The organism is Candidatus Methanarcanum hacksteinii, from assembly GCF_964305265.1.
Classification (GTDB): domain Archaea; phylum Thermoplasmatota; class Thermoplasmata; order Methanomassiliicoccales; family Methanomethylophilaceae; genus Methanarcanum; species Methanarcanum hacksteinii.
In genome coordinates this window covers 52,410-72,934 of sequence record NZ_CAYATA010000003.1, presented here as the reverse complement: position 1 = coordinate 72,934, position 20,525 = coordinate 52,410, and the positions used below count along the sequence as shown (strand labels likewise).

Genomic DNA, 20,525 nt, shown 5'->3' with positions numbered 1-20,525 from the left:
CGCAGCCAGCTTTCAACTTTAAGATTATAGGTGGTAGCTATATTATTACGAAGAAAATTACATGAATTTGATATTAAATTGAATATGTTTATATAGAAGAACAAAATTACTACCACCCATATTAGGAGATACATATTATGTATGGTTCCGGAAACAATCAGCCGATCATCGTGCTCAAAGAAGGCACGGAGAGAAGCAAGGATAAAGAAGCACAATTCAACAACATCGCAGCCGCAAAAGCAGTTGCTGATTCCGTAAGGTCCACCCTTGGACCGAAAGGTATGGACAAGATGCTCGTTGACTCCATCGGAGATGTCACTGTCACCAACGATGGTGTTACGATCCTCAAAGAGATCGATGTCCAGCACCCCGCAGCAAAGATGGTCGTAGAGGTTGCAAAGACGCAGGATGCAGAATGCGGAGACGGTACGACGACAGCTGTCGTACTTGCAGGAGAACTCCTCAAGCAGTCTGAATCACTCATCGATGCGAACATCCACCCCACAGTCATCACCAACGGTTTCAAACTCGCAGCAGAGAAGGCAGTCGAGATCCTCAACAGTATCGCTGTCCCCTCGGATGACGACAAGCTCTTGAGGAAGGTCGCAGAGACCGCCATGACAGGCAAATCCGTCGGCGGAGAGAGTGAACACCTCGCCAATATCATCGTCAAAGCAGCAAGGGATGTCCAAGAAGGAAAATCCGTTGACACAAGCAACATCAAGATCGAGAAGAAGGCAGGAGGAGTCATCAACGATACCTACCTCGTAAAGGGTCTCGTCATCGACAAGCAGAGGGTACACCCCCGTATGCCTAAGGTCGTCCCCAAAGCGAAAATCGCATTGTTCACGACCGCACTCGAGAACAAGAAACCTGAGGTATCCGCAGAGATCAGCATCTCAGACCCGCTCGCGATGCAGTCATTCCTCAACGAAGAGGATGCAACATTGAAGGCTATGGTCGACAAGATCGCATCCGTCGGAGCGAACGTCGTATTCTGCCAGAAAGGTGTGGACGATCTCGTACAGCACTATCTCGCAAAAGCAGGTATCCTCTGCTTCAGGAGGCTCAAGGAATCCGATATGATCGCAATCTCCAAAGCAACTGGAGGTTCACTCGTAGGAGAGGTCATGGAGATCCAGGCAAAGGACCTCGGTACAGCAGATGAGGTCGCTGAGAAAGAGGTCGGAGCTGAATCCATGTGCTTCATCACTGGATGCAAGAACCCGAAAGCAGTCTCGATCGTCATCCGCGGCGGTACAGAGCACGTTCTCGCAGAAGTTGAGAGGGCAATGATGGATGCAATCCGCGTCGTCGGTGTCGCCATCGAGGACGGAAAGGTCGTTGCAGGCGCAGGTGCACCTGAGATCGAGACAGAGCTCAGGCTCGCAGAATACGCTTCAACAGTCGGCGGAAGGGAACAGCTCGCAATCGAGGCATTCTCCAAAGCTCTCGAGATCATCCCCTGGACGATCGCTGAGAATGCAGGTATCGACTCAATCGATGCTATCATCAAATTGAAGACAGCCCACGACAAGAAGAAGAAGGATGCCGCATACTACGGACTCGATCTCGATACCGGAGAGGCAGTCGACATGCTCGAACGCTTCGTCATCGAACCTCTCAGAGTCAAAGTACAGGCAATCAACTCAGCCGCTGAAGTGGCGAACATGGTCCTCAGGATCGATGATGTCATCGCTTCACGCAGGGCTCCCCCGATGAACCCCATGGCCGACCCATCGATGGGCGGACCTGGTATGAGCGGCATCGGCGGAATGATGTGATTCTGAAAAAAACCAATTCTGGGGGTGGAAACACCCCCAACAACCCCACCCTTCTAAATAATCCGATATGGATACATCCAATGTGGTGTCCTGATGAACGTATATGACTTCGATGGTACGCTTTACAACGGAGACAGCACCATCGACTTCTACAAATATTGTCTCTCTCAGAAGAAATCGATATTGAGACACTTCCCGATACAATTCAAAGGATGGCTCGGTTTTCACATCGGCCTTTATGATCATACCAGGATGAAGGAGCATTACTACAGATTCTTCAAGGACATAACCATCGAAGAGACCGTGGAGAACTTTTGGGATCAGAACATACAGAAGATCGCCGATTGGTACTCTGAAAAACATCAGGATGATGACGTAGTCATATCAGCTTCACCCGATTTCCTCATCAGATCCGCGTGCAAACGCATAGGGATCAAGAATGTGATCGCATCACCTATCGACCCCATCACGGGTAAGCCCACTGGCAAGAACTGTCGTGATGAGGAGAAGGTAAGGAGATTCAGGGAATTGTACGGCGATTCTCCTATCGATGAATTCTACTCGGACTCCGATGCCGATATGCCTTTGGCAAAGCTCTCTCAGAGAGCATTCAAGGTCATATGGCCCAATATCATTGAATGGGAGATTGAACGCTCGGAAGAGCGAGTATCCAATCCTTGATGTCCTCGAATACCGCTTCCTTACCATTCTCGACGAGAAGTTCGTGCCTAAGGCCTTCGTAAACATTCTTCTTAGGGTCCAAGCCATATTTCCTCAAAGTTGCTATCACTTTGTCGAGAGTTCCCTTGTATTCGCCGATGACATCATCAGAACCTGATACGAAGAGAAGGTTCAGGTCCTTCGGGATCTTATCGAAATCCTGTTCCTTACCCAATTTCTTGACCAATGTTAGCAGATCGCGATATCCTGCGGCTGTGAAATCGAAGCCACAATCAGGATCCTCATCATACATCCTTCTGCTCTCTTCACTGGTGGACAGCCACCTGAGCGGATCGTCCGAATCCTTGAAAGGCTTATTATTCGGCCCAAGTATGAGATTGAACAGTAATTTGGACTTGTAATGCGTCCCTCTTACTTTACAGATCAACTTCGAAAGCAACAAACCGGCATTGACTTCCAACATACTGTTCTGACCTGTGCTCATGAGTATGGCACCATCGACAGAATCGCCATATTTCGTCAGGAAACGCCTTGTGACGAATGAACCCATGCTGTGCCCCAAGACGACCCTAGGAACGCCGGGAAGATCGGCCTCGACCTTCTTACAGACCTCGTAGAGATCGTTGACAAGAACCTCATCCCCGTCCTTCTCTGCGAAAAATCCACGGTCATCCGGAGAGGTACCTCCATGCCCCATATGATCATGACCGTATACAGCGATGTTGAATCCATTGAGATACTCCGCGAACGCATCATATCTCAATATGTGCTCCATCATCCCGTGCGATATGAAAAGAACGGCACGGACATCACCATCAGGAATCCATTTGTAACAATTCAGTTCAACATCTTTCCTTGTCGATCCGATCCTGAAACCTGTACGCGTCACTTGACTCACACCCTTACGATCAGTTTGTGGTCACCGGGCTTGACTTCGATCGATCCATCGAATTTCAATGTCTCCCCGTCGACGATCATATGAGTGATCTCATCGCTCTTCACTGTAACGGATTTAGCCTTGAAATATTCGACATTCTTCTGCGTTTCGATCTTACCGCTGGACATTGCTACGAGGTTCATCACGTACCTGTATTTCGATTTCTTATTGACGTTCAATACAATGAGATCTGCAGAGTCGATCGCAGCGTTCGGACAAAGATTGAGTCCTCCACCCATATATTCGACATTTTGAACTGACAATAAGATGCTTTCAACATCCCTTGTGACACCGTCGTATGTGATCGTGTACTTCTTCGCCTTACATTTGGCCACAGCTTTGAGTGCTATCCTACGATAATCCTTCGATTTAGCGACCTTGACGAATGATAATTCTCCATTGAGGATGCTATGAATCATAGAGGACATGAGCGTCTTTGTAACATCGATATAACGCCTTATGATCGCAGTCGTTGTGTTGCCTGTCATCTTCGACATCAGATTCTCGATGTACTCATCAGCGATCATATTGATGTCGACGATCGTACCGAACGACAATGTCTGAACAAACACCATGTCATTGGCGACCCAATATGGGATCGGACGTTCCGTACCATTGGTGAAGGCGTTGACGATGTCTTCATCGGTGTAATTGAATACGCCTGCGGACCTCGCAGTATCATTGCCTGAACCGAATGGGAGGAGAACGTAAGTGAGATCCATGTCATATGTAGCGGATATCACTTCGTGGATGGTACCATCGCCACCGGCGATACCTATTATGTCACCATCCTTGGCAACGAGACGGGCCATTGCATCGCCCCTCATCTCGAATGTCGTCTCATAATACTCGAAAGTAACACCTTTATCCTCGAGGAGTGAACGGACATGCTTCATCCTGTCCCAATTCATACCTCCTCCGCCGATAGGATTGTAGATTATCTTGATCAAGAGTGCATCACCCACAAACGAAGTAGTATAAGGATTGTTATTTATATAGATAGTATAAAAACTTTTAAATATAGAGTTGGGCGGCAACAGAATATCCCAGCACACCTCATGATAATTTAGTCTGATGGCCTCCAGCCTTTGGATTGCGAATACCTGAAAAAATCGCTCTCCGTTACTAATTCAGTACACACCTTTTTTGTTTTAAGTTGGATGCTAAATAATTCAATCTCGACAATGACCAAGTTATAAATATGAAATTTAACGATTATGCTTTTGGGATGGATGAGCACAGTGTACGCGCTGCACTCTACGCAAGGGTATCAACAGAAGAGCAGGCCATGGAAGGTTTCTCTCTGGACGCACAACTAGGTCGTCTGAGGAAATACTGCAGTTCACAAGGGTGGATAGTGGCCGACGAATACCGTGAGGAAGGGCACTCCGGACGCAACATCAAACGTCCCGAATATACACGTATGATGGACGAGAGCGAAAAGTGGGATATCGTTCTCGTACTCAAGATGGACAGGATACATCGTAACAGTGAGAATTTCACGAGGATGATGAAGGATCTCAATGCTTCGAACAAAGGATTCTGTTCCGTCATGGAGCAATTCGATACGAGCAATGCCATGGGCAGGTTCGTTATGGATCTCATACAACGTATAGCACAACTTGAATCCGAACAGATAGGCGAGAGGGTGAAGTTAGGGATGGAACAGAAAGCAAGGACAATGGGCGGCCTGCTTGGTTTCGGGCAGCCATATGGTTACGACTATAGGAAAGGCGTACTATCAGTGAATGATGACGAGGTATTCGTTGTAAGGGCGATATACAGGATGTACAACAAAGGATTCTCCATGGAATTCATCGCCACATCACTGAATGATGCAAGCATACCTGCCAAGAAAGGAGGGAGATGGAATAAACAATCCATCTTCAAGATACTTCATAACCCCCTTTATGTGGGATACGTAAAATGGGGAGAGATCGTCAGAGAAGGTGACCATCCAGCTATAATAGATATGGATGAATTCATCACGATCAATGGCCCGATCAAGGTAAATTCATGAGCGACAGGATACGTGCCGCCCTATATGCACGTGTTTCTACGGAAGAACAAGCGGATCAAGGATATTCACTTGCAGCACAATTACAGATGCTCAGGGACTTCTGCGAAGTATTCGAGATGGATATCGCAGGCGAATATGTCGACGACGGATACTCCGGGACGAATACTAGAAGGCCCGCATATCGCAGGATGTTCTCTCCTGATGAGCGTCAGAGATGGGATGCTCTCGTCGTCATAAAGATGGACAGGATACATCGTAACAGCAAGAATTTCATGCTGATGATCGAGGATCTGTCAAAGAACGGACAATCATTCTTCTCCACGACCGAACGGATCGATACGACCACGGCCGTCGGAAGATTCGCGATGGATGTCATCCAACGTATAGCACAGCTAGAATCCGAACAGATAGGCGAGAGGACCAAATTCGGTATGATACAGAAAGCGGAGCAGAAGGATGGCATCATGGGATTCCAACCGCCCTACGGATATTCCATCGCCGATGGTGAATTGATATCGATACCCGAGGAACAGATCGTCGTAAAGAGGATATTCGGATCATATCTCGAGAATTCCACATTGGATGAGATCGCTTCTGAACTGAATTCATCGTTCATCCGTACAAGGAACGGGAATCAGTGGAATAAATACAATCTCCGCAACATATTGCATAACCCCGTCTATGCAGGATACATGCATTGGGAGGAGCATTTGATAGGACATCATGCGGATCGTCCCGTTTCTGTTGATGAGTATAACCAAGTACAAAGGTTGATGGCATCAAAAACGAGGGGTGCGAAGAAGAATCTACCCATCTTATTGGATGTTGAGGAGTCTTTGTGACATACTCCGATAATTTTTTTAATATGCAGTCACGTCATGGCAGATATGTCCGATAAGAAGAAAAAAGAGATGATGGTGAAGATCATTGCCATAGCTATCGTACTCATCTTCGTTGGTACCGCACTTGTTGCTGGTGTTAGTGTACTCATCAATTGATTGGCTTCTGATTTCTCTAGTCCTTTACGGGATAGCGTCAGTTAGGACAGGATTTGTTAGATTCTCGATCATTTTCATGTTGATCTGTGCGCCCAGCTATCATATGTATCGAGATGAACAATAATTCAATCATGACAATGCAAAACGATATCATCAACGGAGAATCCAGAATACTCGAAGAGAAGATTCAAAAGGATACTTCCAAGATCTTCGTTCTGCGATGACATCTGTCATCGGATTCGTCCACTGTAAACGACGTTAATCGTCAGGAATGTGCCCGCAGCTACGCTACTGTCATCACACTTGTAGACTCCAACATAGATCTGTCCAAACCAAAAGCCGAAATGGTGCTCCAGAAGGGCAGTTTCATCCAATACAGTATCGTAGGTAAATTCATAGGCATGGTCACCGAAGAGCCCATGATATTCACCAAAACCATCGAAAAAGTGAACGATGACGGAACTTACGTAAGTAATACCGCCATATCCGTAACATTCTCCGAAAACACTGTCATGACCATCACAGAGATAGACAAGGATGGTACACTCAGCGTCAACGATGGAAAAAATGAATATGCTGAAACGAAGGATAAATTCCTGAGTTACATCTCCTTTACATACATAGAAAAAACAGAAAAAAATCTGAAGATACTTGACGAAAGACCGCAGTTATCGATACCGAATTCGGAAAACGTTCGGTCACAGTCAAATCAGTGGAAGTTGCCAATGATACGGGCAGTGTTGGCAAAGGCAAGTACTACTGCGGTAATGATGGGATATTGTACCTCACCGAAGCCGACTTGGATATAGGTGGTCAGAAGATGTCAATATCGACAACTCTGAAGAACTCCAGCCTTCTGACAATCGGATCCTGATCTCAAACAGCCGTCACTTATGTGGCGGCACCTTTTTCTTTCTGATTCGGAATAACAATCTCCGCTCTGTTGGAATCGAAGGAGAACGAGTTCTGCAACCTCTCAATGTGCATCATACCCTCGGAATCCACGCTCCGATCCAGATGGGAGATCAAAATGAGAAGTTGAACTTATATTAGAGAAAACTTCCCTCAACTTCTACTCTATCCACTGATCGAACTTTTTTCCGAAGTTTTTCGCCACATTTGCAGAAGTGAAAACTGGTGTAGAATCGTATTTTGAAGTGACAAATAATAAAGCTGATATCTTTATTGAGATTATTTATTTATGTAAATAAAATTGTATAATATTATCATAATTGTGATAAAAATCAAGACCCAGTGCAAAGTATAACGTTGTTTTAACGCCAAATGTGTTAATTCATTCACTTAAAATACATCGAATCACTACCTCAGAACGGTACGTTCATGGACATAAAAGAGTGGCTTGGAGAGGAAAACAATCTTGGTATTGACATTTGGGAGAAAAAGTACTGTTATCAGGGCGAGACCTTCGATCACTGGTTGGATCGTATATCCGTCGGCGACGAAGAATTGAAACAGCTCATCATCGAAAAGAAGTTCCTTTTTGGAGGAAGGATCCTTGCGAACAGGGGACTTCACCTCACGGGACTCAAGATAACACTCTCCAACTGCTATGTCGTAGCACCTCCAGAGGATTCCATAGAGTCGATTTTTGAGACTGCTGGAAAGCTAGCGAGGACGTTCAGCTACGGCGGCGGAGTCGGAATAGACATTTCCAAGCTAGCACCGAGAGGAGCTAAGATCAACAACACGGCATCAGAGACATCTGGAGCCGTGTCATTCACGGATCTGTTCTCGATGGTGACCGGACTCATCGGCCAACATGGAAGAAGAGGAGCATTGATGCTCACGATGTCCTGTGATCACCCCGACCTAGAGGAATTCATGTCTGTGAAGACAGACCTGGAAAGGGTCACCAAAGCCAACATGTCCATACGCATGAGCGATAACTTCATGAACGCCGTCAGAGACAAGAAGAAGTACATCCAGACCTTCGAACGTCCTGAGACCAATGATATCACGAAGAAAGAGCTTGATGCTCACGAATTCTTCAAGAAACTATGCTACAACAATTGGGATTATGGGGAACCTGGTTGCCTGTTTTGGGACAGGATAGAATCATGGAACCTCCTTTCTGAATTCCCGGATTACCACTACGCAGGAACGAACCCATGCGCTGAGGAGCCTTTACCCGCAGGAGGTAGCTGTCTTCTCGGAAGCATAAACCTCTCCAATTTCGTAGATGAATATGGAGAATTCGATGAGGATGAGTTCAGAAGATGCGTAGGAGTCTGCGTCAGAGCACTCAACGGCGTATTGGATGAGGGATTGCCACTCCACCCATTGAAGGAACAGAGGGAATCGGTACGCGATTGGAGACAGATTGGCCTCGGAATCATGGGATTGGCAGACATGCTGATCAAGATGGAGCTCACATACGGAAGCAGAGAGGCGATGGACTTCTGCGACCACCTAGGTACAATCATGGCAGATGAGGCCATGAAGGCATCCGCTCTCTTGGCGAAAGAGGATGGTCCGTTCCCTAAGTGCAACATCGATCATATCCTCGCATCACCGTATTTCATCCACAATGCTTCCGATGAAACGAAGGAACTTGTCAAGAAATACGGCCTAAGGAACTCACAACTCCTCACCATCGCACCGACAGGAACGCTATCCACAATGCTCGGAATATCCGGCGGTATCGAACCTATCTTTGCGAACTATTACGTTAGAAGGACGACATCATTGTCTGATCACGACGAGTATTACAAGGTCTACACACCTGTCGTGAAAAGTTACATGGAGAAGCATGGGATAACCGATGACCTTGATCTTCCGGCATTCTTCGTCACTGCACAGAATCTTGATTATAAACAGAGGCTCAACCAGCAGGGAACATGGCAGATGCACATCGATGCATCGATCAGTTCAACTGTCAATCTTCCCTCTGAATTCCCCGAGGAGGATGTCTACGACCTCTACATGTACGCATGGCAGATCGGATGCAAAGGTGTGACCGTCTTCAGAGATGGATGCAAACGTCTTGGTATCCTTACGACCAAAGAGGAGAAGAAAGAAGAGACTCCGAAGAAGAAGGAGAAGAGAGGATTCGTGGAGAATGTCGAGGACGATGTCGTCGGCAAGAAGAGGAAACTGATCACTGGTTGCGGAAGCCTCCATTGTACAGCATTCTTCGATCCTTCGGATGGACAGTTGTTGGAAGTCTATCTCAACAAAGGTTCTACCGGCGGATGCAACAACTTCATGATCGGTCTCTCGAGGATGATCTCCCTCGCTGCAAGAAGCGGATGTGAGATCAGCGATATCGTCGATCAGCTGAAAAGTTGCGGCTCATGCCCATCATTCGTCCTCCGTACCCACACACAACATGATACGAGCAAAGGCTCATGCTGTCCTACCGCTGTCGGTCATGCACTCATTGACATGTACAAAGAGATGCAGAGGGAGATCAACGGCACGATGCTTTATGATGACAAGAAAGAGGACAAGGCTCAGAGAAAGGTCATCAACCCCTGCCCCAAGTGCGGAGACGAACTTGAATTCCAAGGCGGATGCAACGTTTGTAAAAGCTGCGGATGGACAAAATGCGATTGAGGGTGCTATCCCTCAATCAAACTTCTTTCTTTAATTCTATATTGCAATTAATTAAGCTGATAACTTAACTTGATTAATTAATATAACTACACGAAAATTAGACAATTAACAACGTTAATTTTCTATTACGAAGGATGTTTCTGCAGAAAAATCGAGAAGATCCGCATGAGCTATCGAAAAATTCATGCGCAGAAATGCCCCTATATCTCAATAAGTCGTGTAAAGCCATACTCGTCATCGAAAAGACGAAAAAATCGATTCTATGCCCGTTTACAGTAAAATAAATGAAGATGGTAAAAATTAGTGATCTGACGTGCAATAGATATCTAATTAACGCCGTTAAAAATAGGTTAATTTGACAGTTTGTTATTATTTAATTAGATAAAGCAATTAGCTTAATTTTTTTAACACTATAACAATTGTGTGAAAAACAAGGTAATTCAATCAAATAACTTAATTAACGTAACAGCTAAATTAAATTAGATAGAATAAATAATAACATAATGAATGTTATAAAAATCACAAATTATGTCAAAATTGACCTAAAAATGTGTCATTTTTGAAAAAATCACATCATTTCAAGTTGATATTCGGGGTACCGTCGTGGACAAACAGATAGAAAATTGACCTAAAAATGTGACGTTTTTGGCCAAAAATGAACAAAAATCGATCGCAAAAATTGTAGTTCACAATTAATTACATAAATAAAGCTACTAACTTAATTTTTTTAACAACTGAAAAATTAGACAAATATAGCATGTAAAGCAAATTGCTAAATTAACACCGTTAATTACAACATTTTGTAAAAAATAATTTATGTTAAGCAATAAGCTTAATTTAATGCAACATACAATTAAAACTAGTTATAGTAAGCAAATAAAGCAACGAGCTTAACTGCATAGCTATAAGAGGTAATGCAAAATGATCGAAGTCCAAACTAAATGATTGCTGCGAGCACATTTTTCAATACAACAAGAATTAATGATTGACATATTTTACTAATTAAGTAAATAAATCTACTAGCTTAATTAATAATAATCAATCAAGAAGGTACAATTGGCTTACCCTCGACCTTTGCAGAATCCGCGGGAAACAACACCACCAACAACATCTTGAACTGCTCCTCACCAAAAACAGAATGCGGTATGTTGGCAGGCATAACGATACTCTCGCCCTTATTCAATACGTAAGGTATTCCGTCGATGCAGAACTTTCCCTTCCCTTCGAGTACGGTCACGAACGCATCACCTCTAGAAGCATGCGAACTTATCTCCTCACCTTTATCGAAAGCGAAAATAGTGATACTAACAGAACTATTCTGAACGATCGTTTTACTGACAACCTGTCCCGGAAGGACCTGTACTTGGTCCGCGACCCTGAACATTTCCTGCAATGGGATGTTCTTCACGATAGACATGATTTCAAGATGGTTGCATAACTATTAACATTGTACCGTGAATTAGCGAAGAGATGGCATTGATAAGCACGATAGCAGCAATCGTTTTCATCTGCACGTATCTATTCATCGCCGTCAACAAGACGCCTTGGTTCGAGATCAAGAGATCCTATATTGCCTTAATCGGTGCTTCGTTGATGATCATAGTCGGTGCGATATCATTCACCGATGCCATCGATTCTGTGAACATGGATGTGATCATGCTATTGCTAGGCATGATGCTTCTTGTCGCAGGGTTGGAGTACACAGGATTCTTCACACTCCTATCGAATTTAATGGTCAAACAATCCTCATCGAAAAGGAAGATGCTTGCGATCGTGATGCTGATATCAGCGATACTCTCTGCCGTCGCATTGAATGATGCTGCAGTCTTAATTCTTACACCCATCGTGATCAGATGCTGTCAGAAGGCCGATGCGGACCCAATCCCTTTCCTTGTTGGCCTGATGATGTCTGCTAACATCGGCAGCATATCCACTGCCGTGGGCAACCCACAGAATGCATACGTATTATCCGTCTCCGGGATGGATTTCATCACATTCTCACTCTATTCCATCCCGATATCCATCGTTTGCATCCTTTTGACGTATGCAATCCTATTGCTCATATTCAGAAAGAGTCTCTACTCGAAATACGGATATCATATTGATGTTCATGAGAATGAACGTCCGGTCGCTAAGAAACAAATGTACCTGATGATCACAGTGATGATTTGTACATTCGTCGGTTTCCTCTGTTCAGGCATCGGAGGATATAGGATATGCGTCGTATCGATGGTCTCTGGTGCGATATCCCTATTGATCATCGCATCATCTGAGCCCAGATACACCATATGGGCCATCAAACACGTGGATTGGCATGTACTGCTGTTCTTCATCGGATTATTCGTCCTCATCGGCGGAGCATCGAATACCGGCCTGATATCCGACCTCTCATCATCCTTCCCTGGATTCCGCGAAGGGGATTCTCTTTCGATCACGTCATTATCGATATTCACTGTCGTATTGAGCAATATCGTGAGCAACGTACCTGCAGTGATGCTCATAACAGAGATGATCACGGACCCTACGACAATGATGCTGATAGCTCTCGCAGCATCATCCACATTGGCTGGTAACACCACATTGATCGGATCCGTAGCGAACATAATCGTCGCTGAAAGATCGGAGAATTACGGCATAAGGATCGATTTCTTCAAGTTCATGCTCGTAGGAATCGTCGTGACTGTCGTCACGATCGCAGCGATGATTCTGATGATCAACCTAATGTTTAATTAATTAAGCTGATAACTTAACTGAATTAATTAATTAAAATCACCAATCATCAACGATCTTTGTAACCTCATCGCAGAAGATGACATCCTTCCTCTTCTCGATACATCTGATCCTGTAATCCTCTCTTTTCGATTCAGGCATATCATCCAGATTGAGGTAAATGTCGATGATGTCGTGATACGCATGTTTATGCCAACAATCCTGCTTGGGGCTGTTCTCTATCTCTTCCTTGATGTTGACACCATGGAGTACACTCATGATCTTGAAACCCTCTCCAGCTTCTGTGATTATCAGTGCGATGGCAGGAACATTCGGCAATTCATCCCTACCTAATACGTATGGACCGTCGAATTTGAGCCCGTCTATCTGAATCGTCTGCATAGGACAGAATATGTGATAAGGGTACTTAATGAGAGGGTATCACGAACGATACTCAACTCACGATCTTGAAGCCCTGGTCATCCCTTTCGCAATCATAGCTGATGTGCTTATCATCGAGTATCTGAAGGATACTCTTCACGTGAAGTCCGATACCGACGTTGAGGAACTGATTCTCGACCACCCTCTCACCCTTCTCATTGACAGCTGTAGGGGAGAATCCCAAGGGCATGTGGGCAGTACGGACCTGCATACCTGCTATGTAACCGTTCTTATCGAATATAGGGCCTCCAGACTGTCCCTTCATACCCGGCGTGGAGGTCTCTATGTACAATTTGTCATAATTGCCGACATTGCTCTTTCCAGAGTAGATGTTACGCGTATGAATCCCGTCATTCGGGAAGAATGCCATCGGAAGGACGCCTTTCCTTATGCAGAATGTCCCGTTACTTTCGTTGAAATCGGTCGTACTGTCGATGAACGGGAATCCGATACGGCACAGACTGGTCCCTGGGCGGATGGTGTCCGGATCCTTGAATACAGGATATTCGGAGATCATCTCAGGTCTGAAGCCTTCCAATCTTCCTACAGCGATATCCGTATCACCATCTACAAATCCCTCAACGAAATTGACACGATCCCACCCCCACCAAAAGGAGTGATGAGTGATCCATTTCGGATCCTTCTCCAGATTCGGATGGTTACCTTCCTCTGCGACTATCCTATCGATCTCTTCCATCTTCTTCTTATCCTGTTGGAATCTGATGAATTGAGAGAACAGATGCCCTGCCGTGATGATCCATCCATCCCTATTCAATACGATGAATGCGCCGCAACCCGACTGAGTGGACCCGTCGACACAACGTGTAGAAACTATGACCGGCCTAGTGTATCTCATTGCCTTCTCACAAGCATCTGCGAACATGTACGGATGATGTGTGATTGAGTATATACTCTCAACGACGAAAAACAGTCATTTTTGATGAATCGTTAATAAAAACGAAATGGTTTGGAGACAGCCATCGCCTCCGCAGAGATGAGGATCACCATAAAGAATCACACGAAAACGAGAACAGACACAATCATGCGAAAGCATCGGACTCATCAACGTTTTCATCTTTCTCATCATTGGATGCCCATACGCCACAGCTAGAAGGCACAAGTGCATTCCTACTTTGACGATGGCTGAACTCAACTATGTATGACTAATGCAATCTAGTATATATCCATGACTACCGAATGCTTCTTTTTTGAACAAATAAACCACGGAATATGAGCGAATATCGACATGTATGAATTCAACGGGATTAGTATTATGGCCCCTTATTCTTCGATTGTAATTTCAGAGAAATGAAATGACTCTGAAGAACATTAATTTCTAAGATGATATTCCCGCAATTCAAAAAAGTACTTGAATACGATTCACATGCACTGGTTTCGAGGATGCACATTATACATTGTGCAGAGCGGATAACATGACACTCGTTGCGTGCACATGCCCCCATTGCGGTGGAGAGGTGAAGATGGAGGACACCCTGGCGACAGGGTTCTGCACATATTGCGGACGCCAGATAATCAACGACAAAGCAATAGTCGGCGATATCAAAGTAAAGATGGATCGCACATCAGAAGTGGTGAACATATTGAGGCTCGCCAAGTATTCGATGTACGATGGCGACCTCTATGGCGCACAGGCACTCCTCGGCAAGGCCATGCAGATGGATGCTGATAACGCAGATGTATGGTACATGGATGCCGTTTTCGACAAGAAGAACGCTAAGAACGACATAATCCGTGCGAAGAGTCTGAAGTCCTACGGCGTGTTCACCGAGGAGGATATGAACTCCTACAAGACACTCACACGTAGCGGAGGGCAGGGATTATTCATCACATGCACCATCATAACGTTCTTCTCGATATTCTTCAGCGTTCCATTCGCGATCATATTCGAAAAATTCTACCTCATACCGATCATCATGTTCTGTGGCATGTTGCTCACTGTACTCTCTGCAGTGAACATGATGCGCCTGAAAAAGAAGAACATACCCATTCCATCGCCGAGGAATGAGATGGATGATGAGATGAGACAAGCCATCAAGGATGAGCTCAGAAAACAATGATCTGAAGGGGCCGATGGACCCCATATCAGTCATTGATTTACGTTTATCAATCGGTGACCTCCCCTTCACACTTTATATATCATCAATGCGAACAATGTGTTGATAAGATGGGTGCACCTGGAGACATCTACGAAAGAGAACTGAAATTCCTCCTTTCCGGCGATAGCAAGATAATAAACAAGATGGTCAAAACATGCGATGAAACGGAAGAATCCGGATATCGTAGGATGGAGGACCAACCATTCGTTGTCATAAGAGCTGCAGGTTCACTTGGAGTCGATCTCGTAGCATTGAGATGGGATTTCTCATTCCCCATCGAGGTCAAGAGCTCATCCGACAGAACGATGCATTTCAGCAGGAACCAGAGACTCACCGAACAAGCGACCAATATGATGGAGAATTGCATGAAATCCCATGTCATACCTATCTATGCGATGCGTCTGAAGAACTATCGTGGCGATCCTTGGAGGCTGTTCGCATTGCCGATCGAAGAAGAATTGAGAGGCAGCATGGGATTGTTGCAGAGGAAAATCCCGAAGATCGATGTCAATTCCAATGGGAATTACATAATGAGATGGGATGACGGTATGAAACTCAGCGAATTCATGAGCTACGTCTCGATGAATATGTGAGGAGGTCGTCAGCACTCATAGGGCTCATCATCGAATCAGCCTTCAACATATCTTCATCCGACACATTCCTCACATCATGATTGATGGTGATAAATAATAATCATTCGCCGAGAACGTCATCCAGCAATGATTTTAACTTGTTCTGATTATTGTCCTGACATGAGTCAAAGAGAGATCGATGCAGCAAGTAAGTTCAATTGTTCCGTGAGAGAAAGAGCGATATTCGAATCTGGAATAAAACTAGCTACAATCTATCATCAATTCGTCGGCACGCCTGTCAATTCCGTTTCTGTGGAACCGCTTGAACTCGCGATCGAGGAATCGATCATCGCACAACCATACGTCTCGGATGCTGAAGTGTATATCGATCGCACCAGATTCGTATCTAATGGGGACAGATACAGCTACATCTCATTGACCGGCGATATGATCGATGCAAAGGTCACGATAAAGATCGATGACGTATTTGTTGTATCAGAAATGAGATACGACAATGAGCTGAAGTACCCATTGATGTTCGTATCAGAGATTGGTGAGGATTGAGGGGATATACCCTCAATCGGCTTAACACTCAAGACATTTCAGAGTGTTGTTGACGTAAGTTTTGATCTCCTCAGGAGACTTTCCCTCGGCGACCTGTTTGAGCACGCTGAGCATACCGTCTGCGTATGCTACCTCGCTGTTGCCCTTCTTCTTCATCTTCTCGACGATCTCTATTTCCTCAGCTATGTTCATCATTTGTTCACCAGAGTGACCTATGCGCATAGACTACATAACGTTATCCGGTGATTGTACGATTTACAATCGTGAATGCAATCTAGATTCGAAGGACTTCAGTTTTTGATAGGACGATTTAAGATGGATGTATTGAATTCTGTTTGAACTGCTGAATCGCCCCAAAAGAACGCAAAATGAAGATACCCTTTTAATACGCGTAACCCTATAGCCTCTCGCTATAACTGGGATGTATCATGATTTCAGACATCAAAATCGGAATTACAGGCCTACCAGGTGCTGGTAAGACCACTGCCTTACTCAGCGTCATCGATATGCTGAAAAGAGATGATCTGAAGATCGGTGGTATGCTTAACGAACCCATCATGGATGGGAGATATCGCGTAGGTTTCACCACTAAGAACTTCATGACCGGTGATACCGAGACCTTCGCACTCAACACCATCGAGAGCAAGATAATGGTCGGGAAGATCGGTGTCGACATCTCAAAATTGGAATCCGTAGGTGTCAGTGCAATCAAGCAAGCCTGCGAGGAATGCGACATCATTATCATCGACGAGGTCGGGAAGATCGAGGTCGAGAGTGAACTTTTCTGTCAGGTCGTGAAGGATGCTTTGGATGTTGACAAACCCATGATTCTCACACTCCACAAGAAATCAAGAAACCCACTTCTTCAGGACATCAGAAGAAGGGATGACGTCAGGATCCTTGAGGTCACACCCACCAACCGTGCACTCCTTCCGCATAAGATTGTACGTCTTATGAATGGGGAGAACATCTGATGAATTACGTTGAGATCCAAGAAGGCCCAACAAGATTGATTGTTCCCGAGGATCACTCCTCCGGAGGGCCTGGTAAGATCAATGGTTCCGTTTTCTTCAATGAACAGATGGCATTCAACAGGGACATCAGCGTGATGTTCCTACGTGCGTTCGATAAGGAATTGAAGGTATTGGATGCCATGACAGCGACCGGTTCGAGGGCTGTGAGGATAGCGAATGAGGCCCCGAAGACGAATGTCACTGCCAATGATATCAGCGCCTACGCCATACCTTTCATCGAGAAGAACATCGAGATCAATGGTGTCACCAACTGCACTCCATCCAATAGGAATCTGCATTCTATCCTTGCTGAGAACATATACGACTACATCGATATTGATCCCTTCGGCTCGCCTATGCCATTCCTGCATTCAGCGATACAGGGTGCTAGAAGACACGGCTATCTTGCGATCACAGCTACGGATGCGGCACCGCTTGCAGGTGCGCATCGTGCGAAATGCGAGAGAAGATACCAAGTACGCCCTCTGAGAGGGATCATGTGTCATGAAGCCGGATTGAGGATACTGATCGGTACGATGGCTAGGGAGATGGCCAAATTCGACAAGGGCCTTAGACCGATGCTCTCATTCTCTGCAGACCATTACTTCAGAACGTATCTGCAGGTGATGGATGGAGCCAATAACGCTGATGAGGCATTGAAGAATCTCATCTATATCGCATTCGATCCCGTAACATTGGAGAGATCGTACTCATACGAACCTGATAAGGAACATATCTATGGTCCATTCTGGGGCGGAAGATTGTTCGATAAGGAGCATCTTGCGAAGATGGATGCGCATGATACATGCGTAGAAAGGAAATGCAACAAATATCTCGATCTATGGAAAGAGGAGATAGATGATATCCCCTTACTCTACGATATGAGCGAGATATCCTCATTCCTCAAGGTCACCACACCTCGCATGGATACATTCATCGAGAGGATGAATGAGTATGGCAGGACGTCGAAAACACATATCTCTCCGACAGCTTTCAAAACCGAATTATCATTGAAGGAGATCTGCGACGTGTACACAGAGGTCTCGAAGGAGACGGTATGAACTTCGAGTTGATCATCTTCGATATGGACGGTACCATCTGCGATTCGTGGCCATCCATGCTCTATTGTTACAAAGAGACGTTGAAGAAATTCGGTAACGCCGATATGCCTGATGACGAGTTCTGGTCATATTTCGTAGGCTATCTCCCTGAGAATCTCAAACTGATGTTACATACGAATGACGAATCCACTATCAACGAGGCTGTGAGATACTTCAGACAGAAATATGAAGAAAAAGGACATGCGATGAGCGGTCCGTTCGAACCTGTTGTAGAGACCATAAAAACGTTACATGAACGCGGCTACAAGATCGGATTGGCAACGATGACCCTTGAGAGGTATGCAATCAACACCATGAAGGAGATCGGTATCGATCAATGCTTCGATGTCATGCACGGTTCATCCGAAACAGAGAGTCGCACAAAATCCGACATGATAGAGATGTGCATGAACGAGACCGGAACATCGCGTGAAAGAACATTGATGATCGGCGATGGATTCAATGATCTGGAGGCTGCTAAGAAATCCAAGGTGAGATTCCTTGCGGCAGCATACGGATTCGGCATAACGAAGGAGAATTGCATCGAATACGGATACAGATATGCGGATAAGCCTGAGAACCTCTTGAACGCCATTGAAAATTATCAATGAGCAACCCATTTATACCGCATTATCTTACGTTTTTAACATGCCGACGCTTGCTATTATCGGGGCCCAATGGGGCGATGAAGGCAAAGGGAAAATCACAGATTATCTTGCAGAGGATTCGGATGCAGTCGTCCGTTTCCAAGGCGGGAACAACGCAGGTCACACGATAGTCATCGGTGACAACGTCTTCAAATTGCACCTTCTTCCATCTGGAGTCCTTAGAGAAGGCAAATTGGCGATCATCGGCAACGGCGTCGTTGTCAACATGGATGACATGGCCGAGGAGATCAAACAGATCACTGATGCCGGCCTTTCCATCGATGGACTCAGGATATCCGACAGAGCACATCTCATTCAGAACTACCACAAGAAATTGGATGGTGCCGAGGAGATCTACAGAGGCAAGAATTCGGTCGGAACCACCAAAAAAGGTATCGGACCGACATATCAGGACAAGATCGCAAGATATGGATTCAGAGCGGGAGACATCCTTGAACCTGAACTCGTTAGGGAGAAAGCAGAGTTCATCCTGCCTATGAAGAAGGATCTTCTCAAGATGATGCATGCTGAGGAGTGTCAATGCACCGTTGAGAAGTTCGAAGATAAATTCAAGAGATGGGGCGAGACATTCGGCAAATACGTCTGCGATACATCCGTTCTCATAAACGATATGATCGACGAGGGAAAGAACATCCTCTTCGAAGGTGCACAGGGTGCGATGTTAGACATCGACCATGGTACGTATCCATACGTGACATCATCATCAACGGTCGGCGGAGGCATATGCTCCGGTTCCGGCGTAGCGCCGAACAGGATAGACAACGTTGTCGGTTGTCTGAAAGCATACACAACACGTGTAGGCGAAGGTCCGTTCGTCACCGAGTTGGAAGGCGAAGCCGAGGAAGAACTTCAGAAGAAGGGCGGAGAATTCGGTGTCACCACCGGAAGAGGAAGGAGATGCGGCTGGTTGGACCTCGTTGTCGCAGAACATGCCGCAAGACTCTGCGGATTCACGCACTGGGCGATAACGAAACTCGATGTCCTCAACGATTACGATAAGATCTATGTCTGCACAGGATATGATGTGGATGGAAAAGTACTCAAACACTTCCCTGCATCATTGTCGAAACTCGAGAAGGCGAAACCCATCTACAAGGAGTTCGATGGATGGGATTCATGGGATGATTCTGAGAAGATCATCAAGGACGGATATGATGCATTGCCCAAGAACATGAGGACTTACATCGAATTCATCGAGGAATACACCAAAATCCCCGCATCGATCATCTCAATCGGTCCTAAGAGATCAGAAACGATCGATAGATTCGGTAAATGGTTCTGAATCTCAAAGGGAAGTCATCTTCCCTTTATATTTTACCTATCGACATGATAGGTTGTATGCAGG

20 protein-coding genes are annotated in these 20,525 nt (G+C 45.4%); 14 read left to right on the top strand and 6 right to left on the bottom strand.

All coding sequences use genetic code 11. The features are described 5' to 3' along the window. Positions 1–137: 137 nt before the first annotated feature. Complete coding sequence (gene thsA, locus ACI2NF_RS05140; RefSeq protein ID WP_400196289.1) at positions 138–1,784, top strand: thermosome subunit alpha; 1,647 nt, start codon at positions 138–140, stop codon at positions 1,782–1,784. Positions 1,785–1,877: 93 nt separating this feature from the next. Next, positions 1,878–2,465: an HAD-IB family phosphatase gene (locus tag ACI2NF_RS05135; RefSeq protein WP_400196815.1), complete on the top strand. Its 588-nt coding sequence runs from the start codon at positions 1,878–1,880 to the stop codon at positions 2,463–2,465. On the opposite strand, the gene ACI2NF_RS05130 is transcribed toward ACI2NF_RS05135, so the two are convergent. Both ACI2NF_RS05130 and ACI2NF_RS05125 read right to left on the bottom strand, forming a co-directional pair. Continuing rightward, entirely contained in the window at positions 2,416–3,354 is a 939-nt protein-coding gene (locus ACI2NF_RS05130; protein WP_400196291.1) for an alpha/beta fold hydrolase, read from the bottom strand. The genes ACI2NF_RS05135 and ACI2NF_RS05130 overlap by 50 nt on opposite strands. 5 nt (positions 3,355–3,359) lie before the next feature. Next, the gene (locus ACI2NF_RS05125) at positions 3,360–4,367 is read right to left on the bottom strand and encodes a diacylglycerol/lipid kinase family protein (RefSeq protein WP_177971925.1); all 1,008 of its coding nucleotides are present in this window, start codon (positions 4,365–4,367) and stop codon (positions 3,360–3,362) included. 263 nt (positions 4,368–4,630) lie between these two features. On the opposite strand from ACI2NF_RS05125, the gene ACI2NF_RS05120 reads away from it, so the two are divergent. The 4 genes from ACI2NF_RS05120 (at position 4,631) to ACI2NF_RS05105 (ending at position 9,996) form a co-directional block, all read left to right on the top strand. Beyond that, positions 4,631–5,422: a recombinase family protein gene (locus ACI2NF_RS05120; RefSeq protein WP_400151798.1), complete on the top strand. Its 792-nt coding sequence runs from the start codon at positions 4,631–4,633 to the stop codon at positions 5,420–5,422. Continuing rightward, positions 5,419–6,264, top strand: a complete 846-nt coding sequence (locus ACI2NF_RS05115) for a recombinase family protein (protein WP_400148615.1) — start codon at positions 5,419–5,421, stop codon at positions 6,262–6,264. Before ACI2NF_RS05120 ends, ACI2NF_RS05115 begins: the two co-directional genes overlap by 4 nt. Before the next feature lie 500 nt (positions 6,265–6,764). Then, positions 6,765–7,229 (top strand): hypothetical protein, encoded by a 465-nt coding sequence (locus tag ACI2NF_RS05110; RefSeq protein WP_400211174.1) that lies wholly within the window; start codon positions 6,765–6,767, stop codon positions 7,227–7,229. A 532-nt stretch (positions 7,230–7,761) separates the two neighbouring features. Further along, complete coding sequence (locus ACI2NF_RS05105; protein ID WP_400148294.1) at positions 7,762–9,996, top strand: adenosylcobalamin-dependent ribonucleoside-diphosphate reductase; 2,235 nt, start codon at positions 7,762–7,764, stop codon at positions 9,994–9,996. Between the two features lie 1,042 nt (positions 9,997–11,038). On the opposite strand, the gene ACI2NF_RS05100 is transcribed toward ACI2NF_RS05105, so the two are convergent. Beyond that, positions 11,039–11,413, bottom strand: coding sequence for a cupin domain-containing protein (locus ACI2NF_RS05100; protein WP_400148311.1), 375 nt, complete (start codon positions 11,411–11,413; stop codon positions 11,039–11,041). 53 nt (positions 11,414–11,466) lie between these two features. Between ACI2NF_RS05100 and ACI2NF_RS05095 the strand changes: the two genes are divergently transcribed. Then, the gene (locus ACI2NF_RS05095; protein ID WP_400211173.1) at positions 11,467–12,729 is read left to right on the top strand and encodes an ArsB/NhaD family transporter; all 1,263 of its coding nucleotides are present in this window, start codon (positions 11,467–11,469) and stop codon (positions 12,727–12,729) included. 36 nt (positions 12,730–12,765) lie between these two features. Here ACI2NF_RS05095 and ACI2NF_RS05090 read toward each other — a convergent pair whose 3' ends face one another. Beyond that, a complete protein-coding gene (locus ACI2NF_RS05090) occupies positions 12,766–13,107 on the bottom strand; it encodes a P-loop NTPase family protein (RefSeq protein ID WP_400148314.1) in 342 nt (113 codons plus the stop codon). A gap of 52 nt (positions 13,108–13,159) precedes the next feature. Further along, complete coding sequence (locus tag ACI2NF_RS05085) at positions 13,160–14,029, bottom strand: trypsin-like peptidase domain-containing protein (RefSeq protein ID WP_400148316.1); 870 nt, start codon at positions 14,027–14,029, stop codon at positions 13,160–13,162. A gap of 550 nt (positions 14,030–14,579) precedes the next feature. Between ACI2NF_RS05085 and ACI2NF_RS05080 the strand changes: the two genes are divergently transcribed. The 3 genes from ACI2NF_RS05080 to ACI2NF_RS05070 all read left to right on the top strand — a co-directional run bounded on the left by ACI2NF_RS05080 (position 14,580) and on the right by ACI2NF_RS05070 (position 16,399). Continuing rightward, the gene (locus ACI2NF_RS05080) at positions 14,580–15,224 is read left to right on the top strand and encodes a hypothetical protein (protein ID WP_400146576.1); all 645 of its coding nucleotides are present in this window, start codon (positions 14,580–14,582) and stop codon (positions 15,222–15,224) included. A 107-nt stretch (positions 15,225–15,331) separates the two neighbouring features. Next, positions 15,332–15,856 (top strand): PDDEXK family nuclease, encoded by a 525-nt coding sequence (locus ACI2NF_RS05075; RefSeq protein WP_400146577.1) that lies wholly within the window; start codon positions 15,332–15,334, stop codon positions 15,854–15,856. Between the two features lie 159 nt (positions 15,857–16,015). Beyond that, positions 16,016–16,399: a dihydroneopterin aldolase family protein gene (locus ACI2NF_RS05070; RefSeq protein WP_400146579.1), complete on the top strand. Its 384-nt coding sequence runs from the start codon at positions 16,016–16,018 to the stop codon at positions 16,397–16,399. Positions 16,400–16,420: 21 nt separating this feature from the next. Here the strand turns inward: ACI2NF_RS05070 and ACI2NF_RS05065 are convergent, their stop codons facing one another. Beyond that, positions 16,421–16,594: a hypothetical protein gene (locus ACI2NF_RS05065; protein WP_400146581.1), complete on the bottom strand. Its 174-nt coding sequence runs from the start codon at positions 16,592–16,594 to the stop codon at positions 16,421–16,423. A 233-nt stretch (positions 16,595–16,827) separates the two neighbouring features. On the opposite strand from ACI2NF_RS05065, the gene ACI2NF_RS05060 reads away from it, so the two are divergent. Genes ACI2NF_RS05060 through ACI2NF_RS05045 form a run of 4 tightly spaced genes read left to right on the top strand, consistent with a single transcriptional unit; the run spans position 16,828 to position 20,462 of the window. After that, positions 16,828–17,373 carry an NTPase gene (locus ACI2NF_RS05060; protein ID WP_400146583.1) on the top strand — a complete coding sequence of 182 codons (546 nt, stop codon included), beginning with the start codon at positions 16,828–16,830 and terminating at the stop codon, positions 17,371–17,373. Beyond that, the gene (locus ACI2NF_RS05055; RefSeq protein WP_400196300.1) at positions 17,373–18,473 is read left to right on the top strand and encodes a methyltransferase; all 1,101 of its coding nucleotides are present in this window, start codon (positions 17,373–17,375) and stop codon (positions 18,471–18,473) included. The genes ACI2NF_RS05060 and ACI2NF_RS05055 overlap by 1 nt, the downstream gene beginning before the upstream one ends. Further along, positions 18,470–19,123 (top strand): HAD family hydrolase, encoded by a 654-nt coding sequence (locus ACI2NF_RS05050; protein WP_400204691.1) that lies wholly within the window; start codon positions 18,470–18,472, stop codon positions 19,121–19,123. Before ACI2NF_RS05055 ends, ACI2NF_RS05050 begins: the two co-directional genes overlap by 4 nt. Before the next feature lie 37 nt (positions 19,124–19,160). Then, a complete protein-coding gene (locus ACI2NF_RS05045) occupies positions 19,161–20,462 on the top strand; it encodes an adenylosuccinate synthase (protein ID WP_400151646.1) in 1,302 nt (433 codons plus the stop codon). Positions 20,463–20,525: the final 63 nt, after the last annotated feature.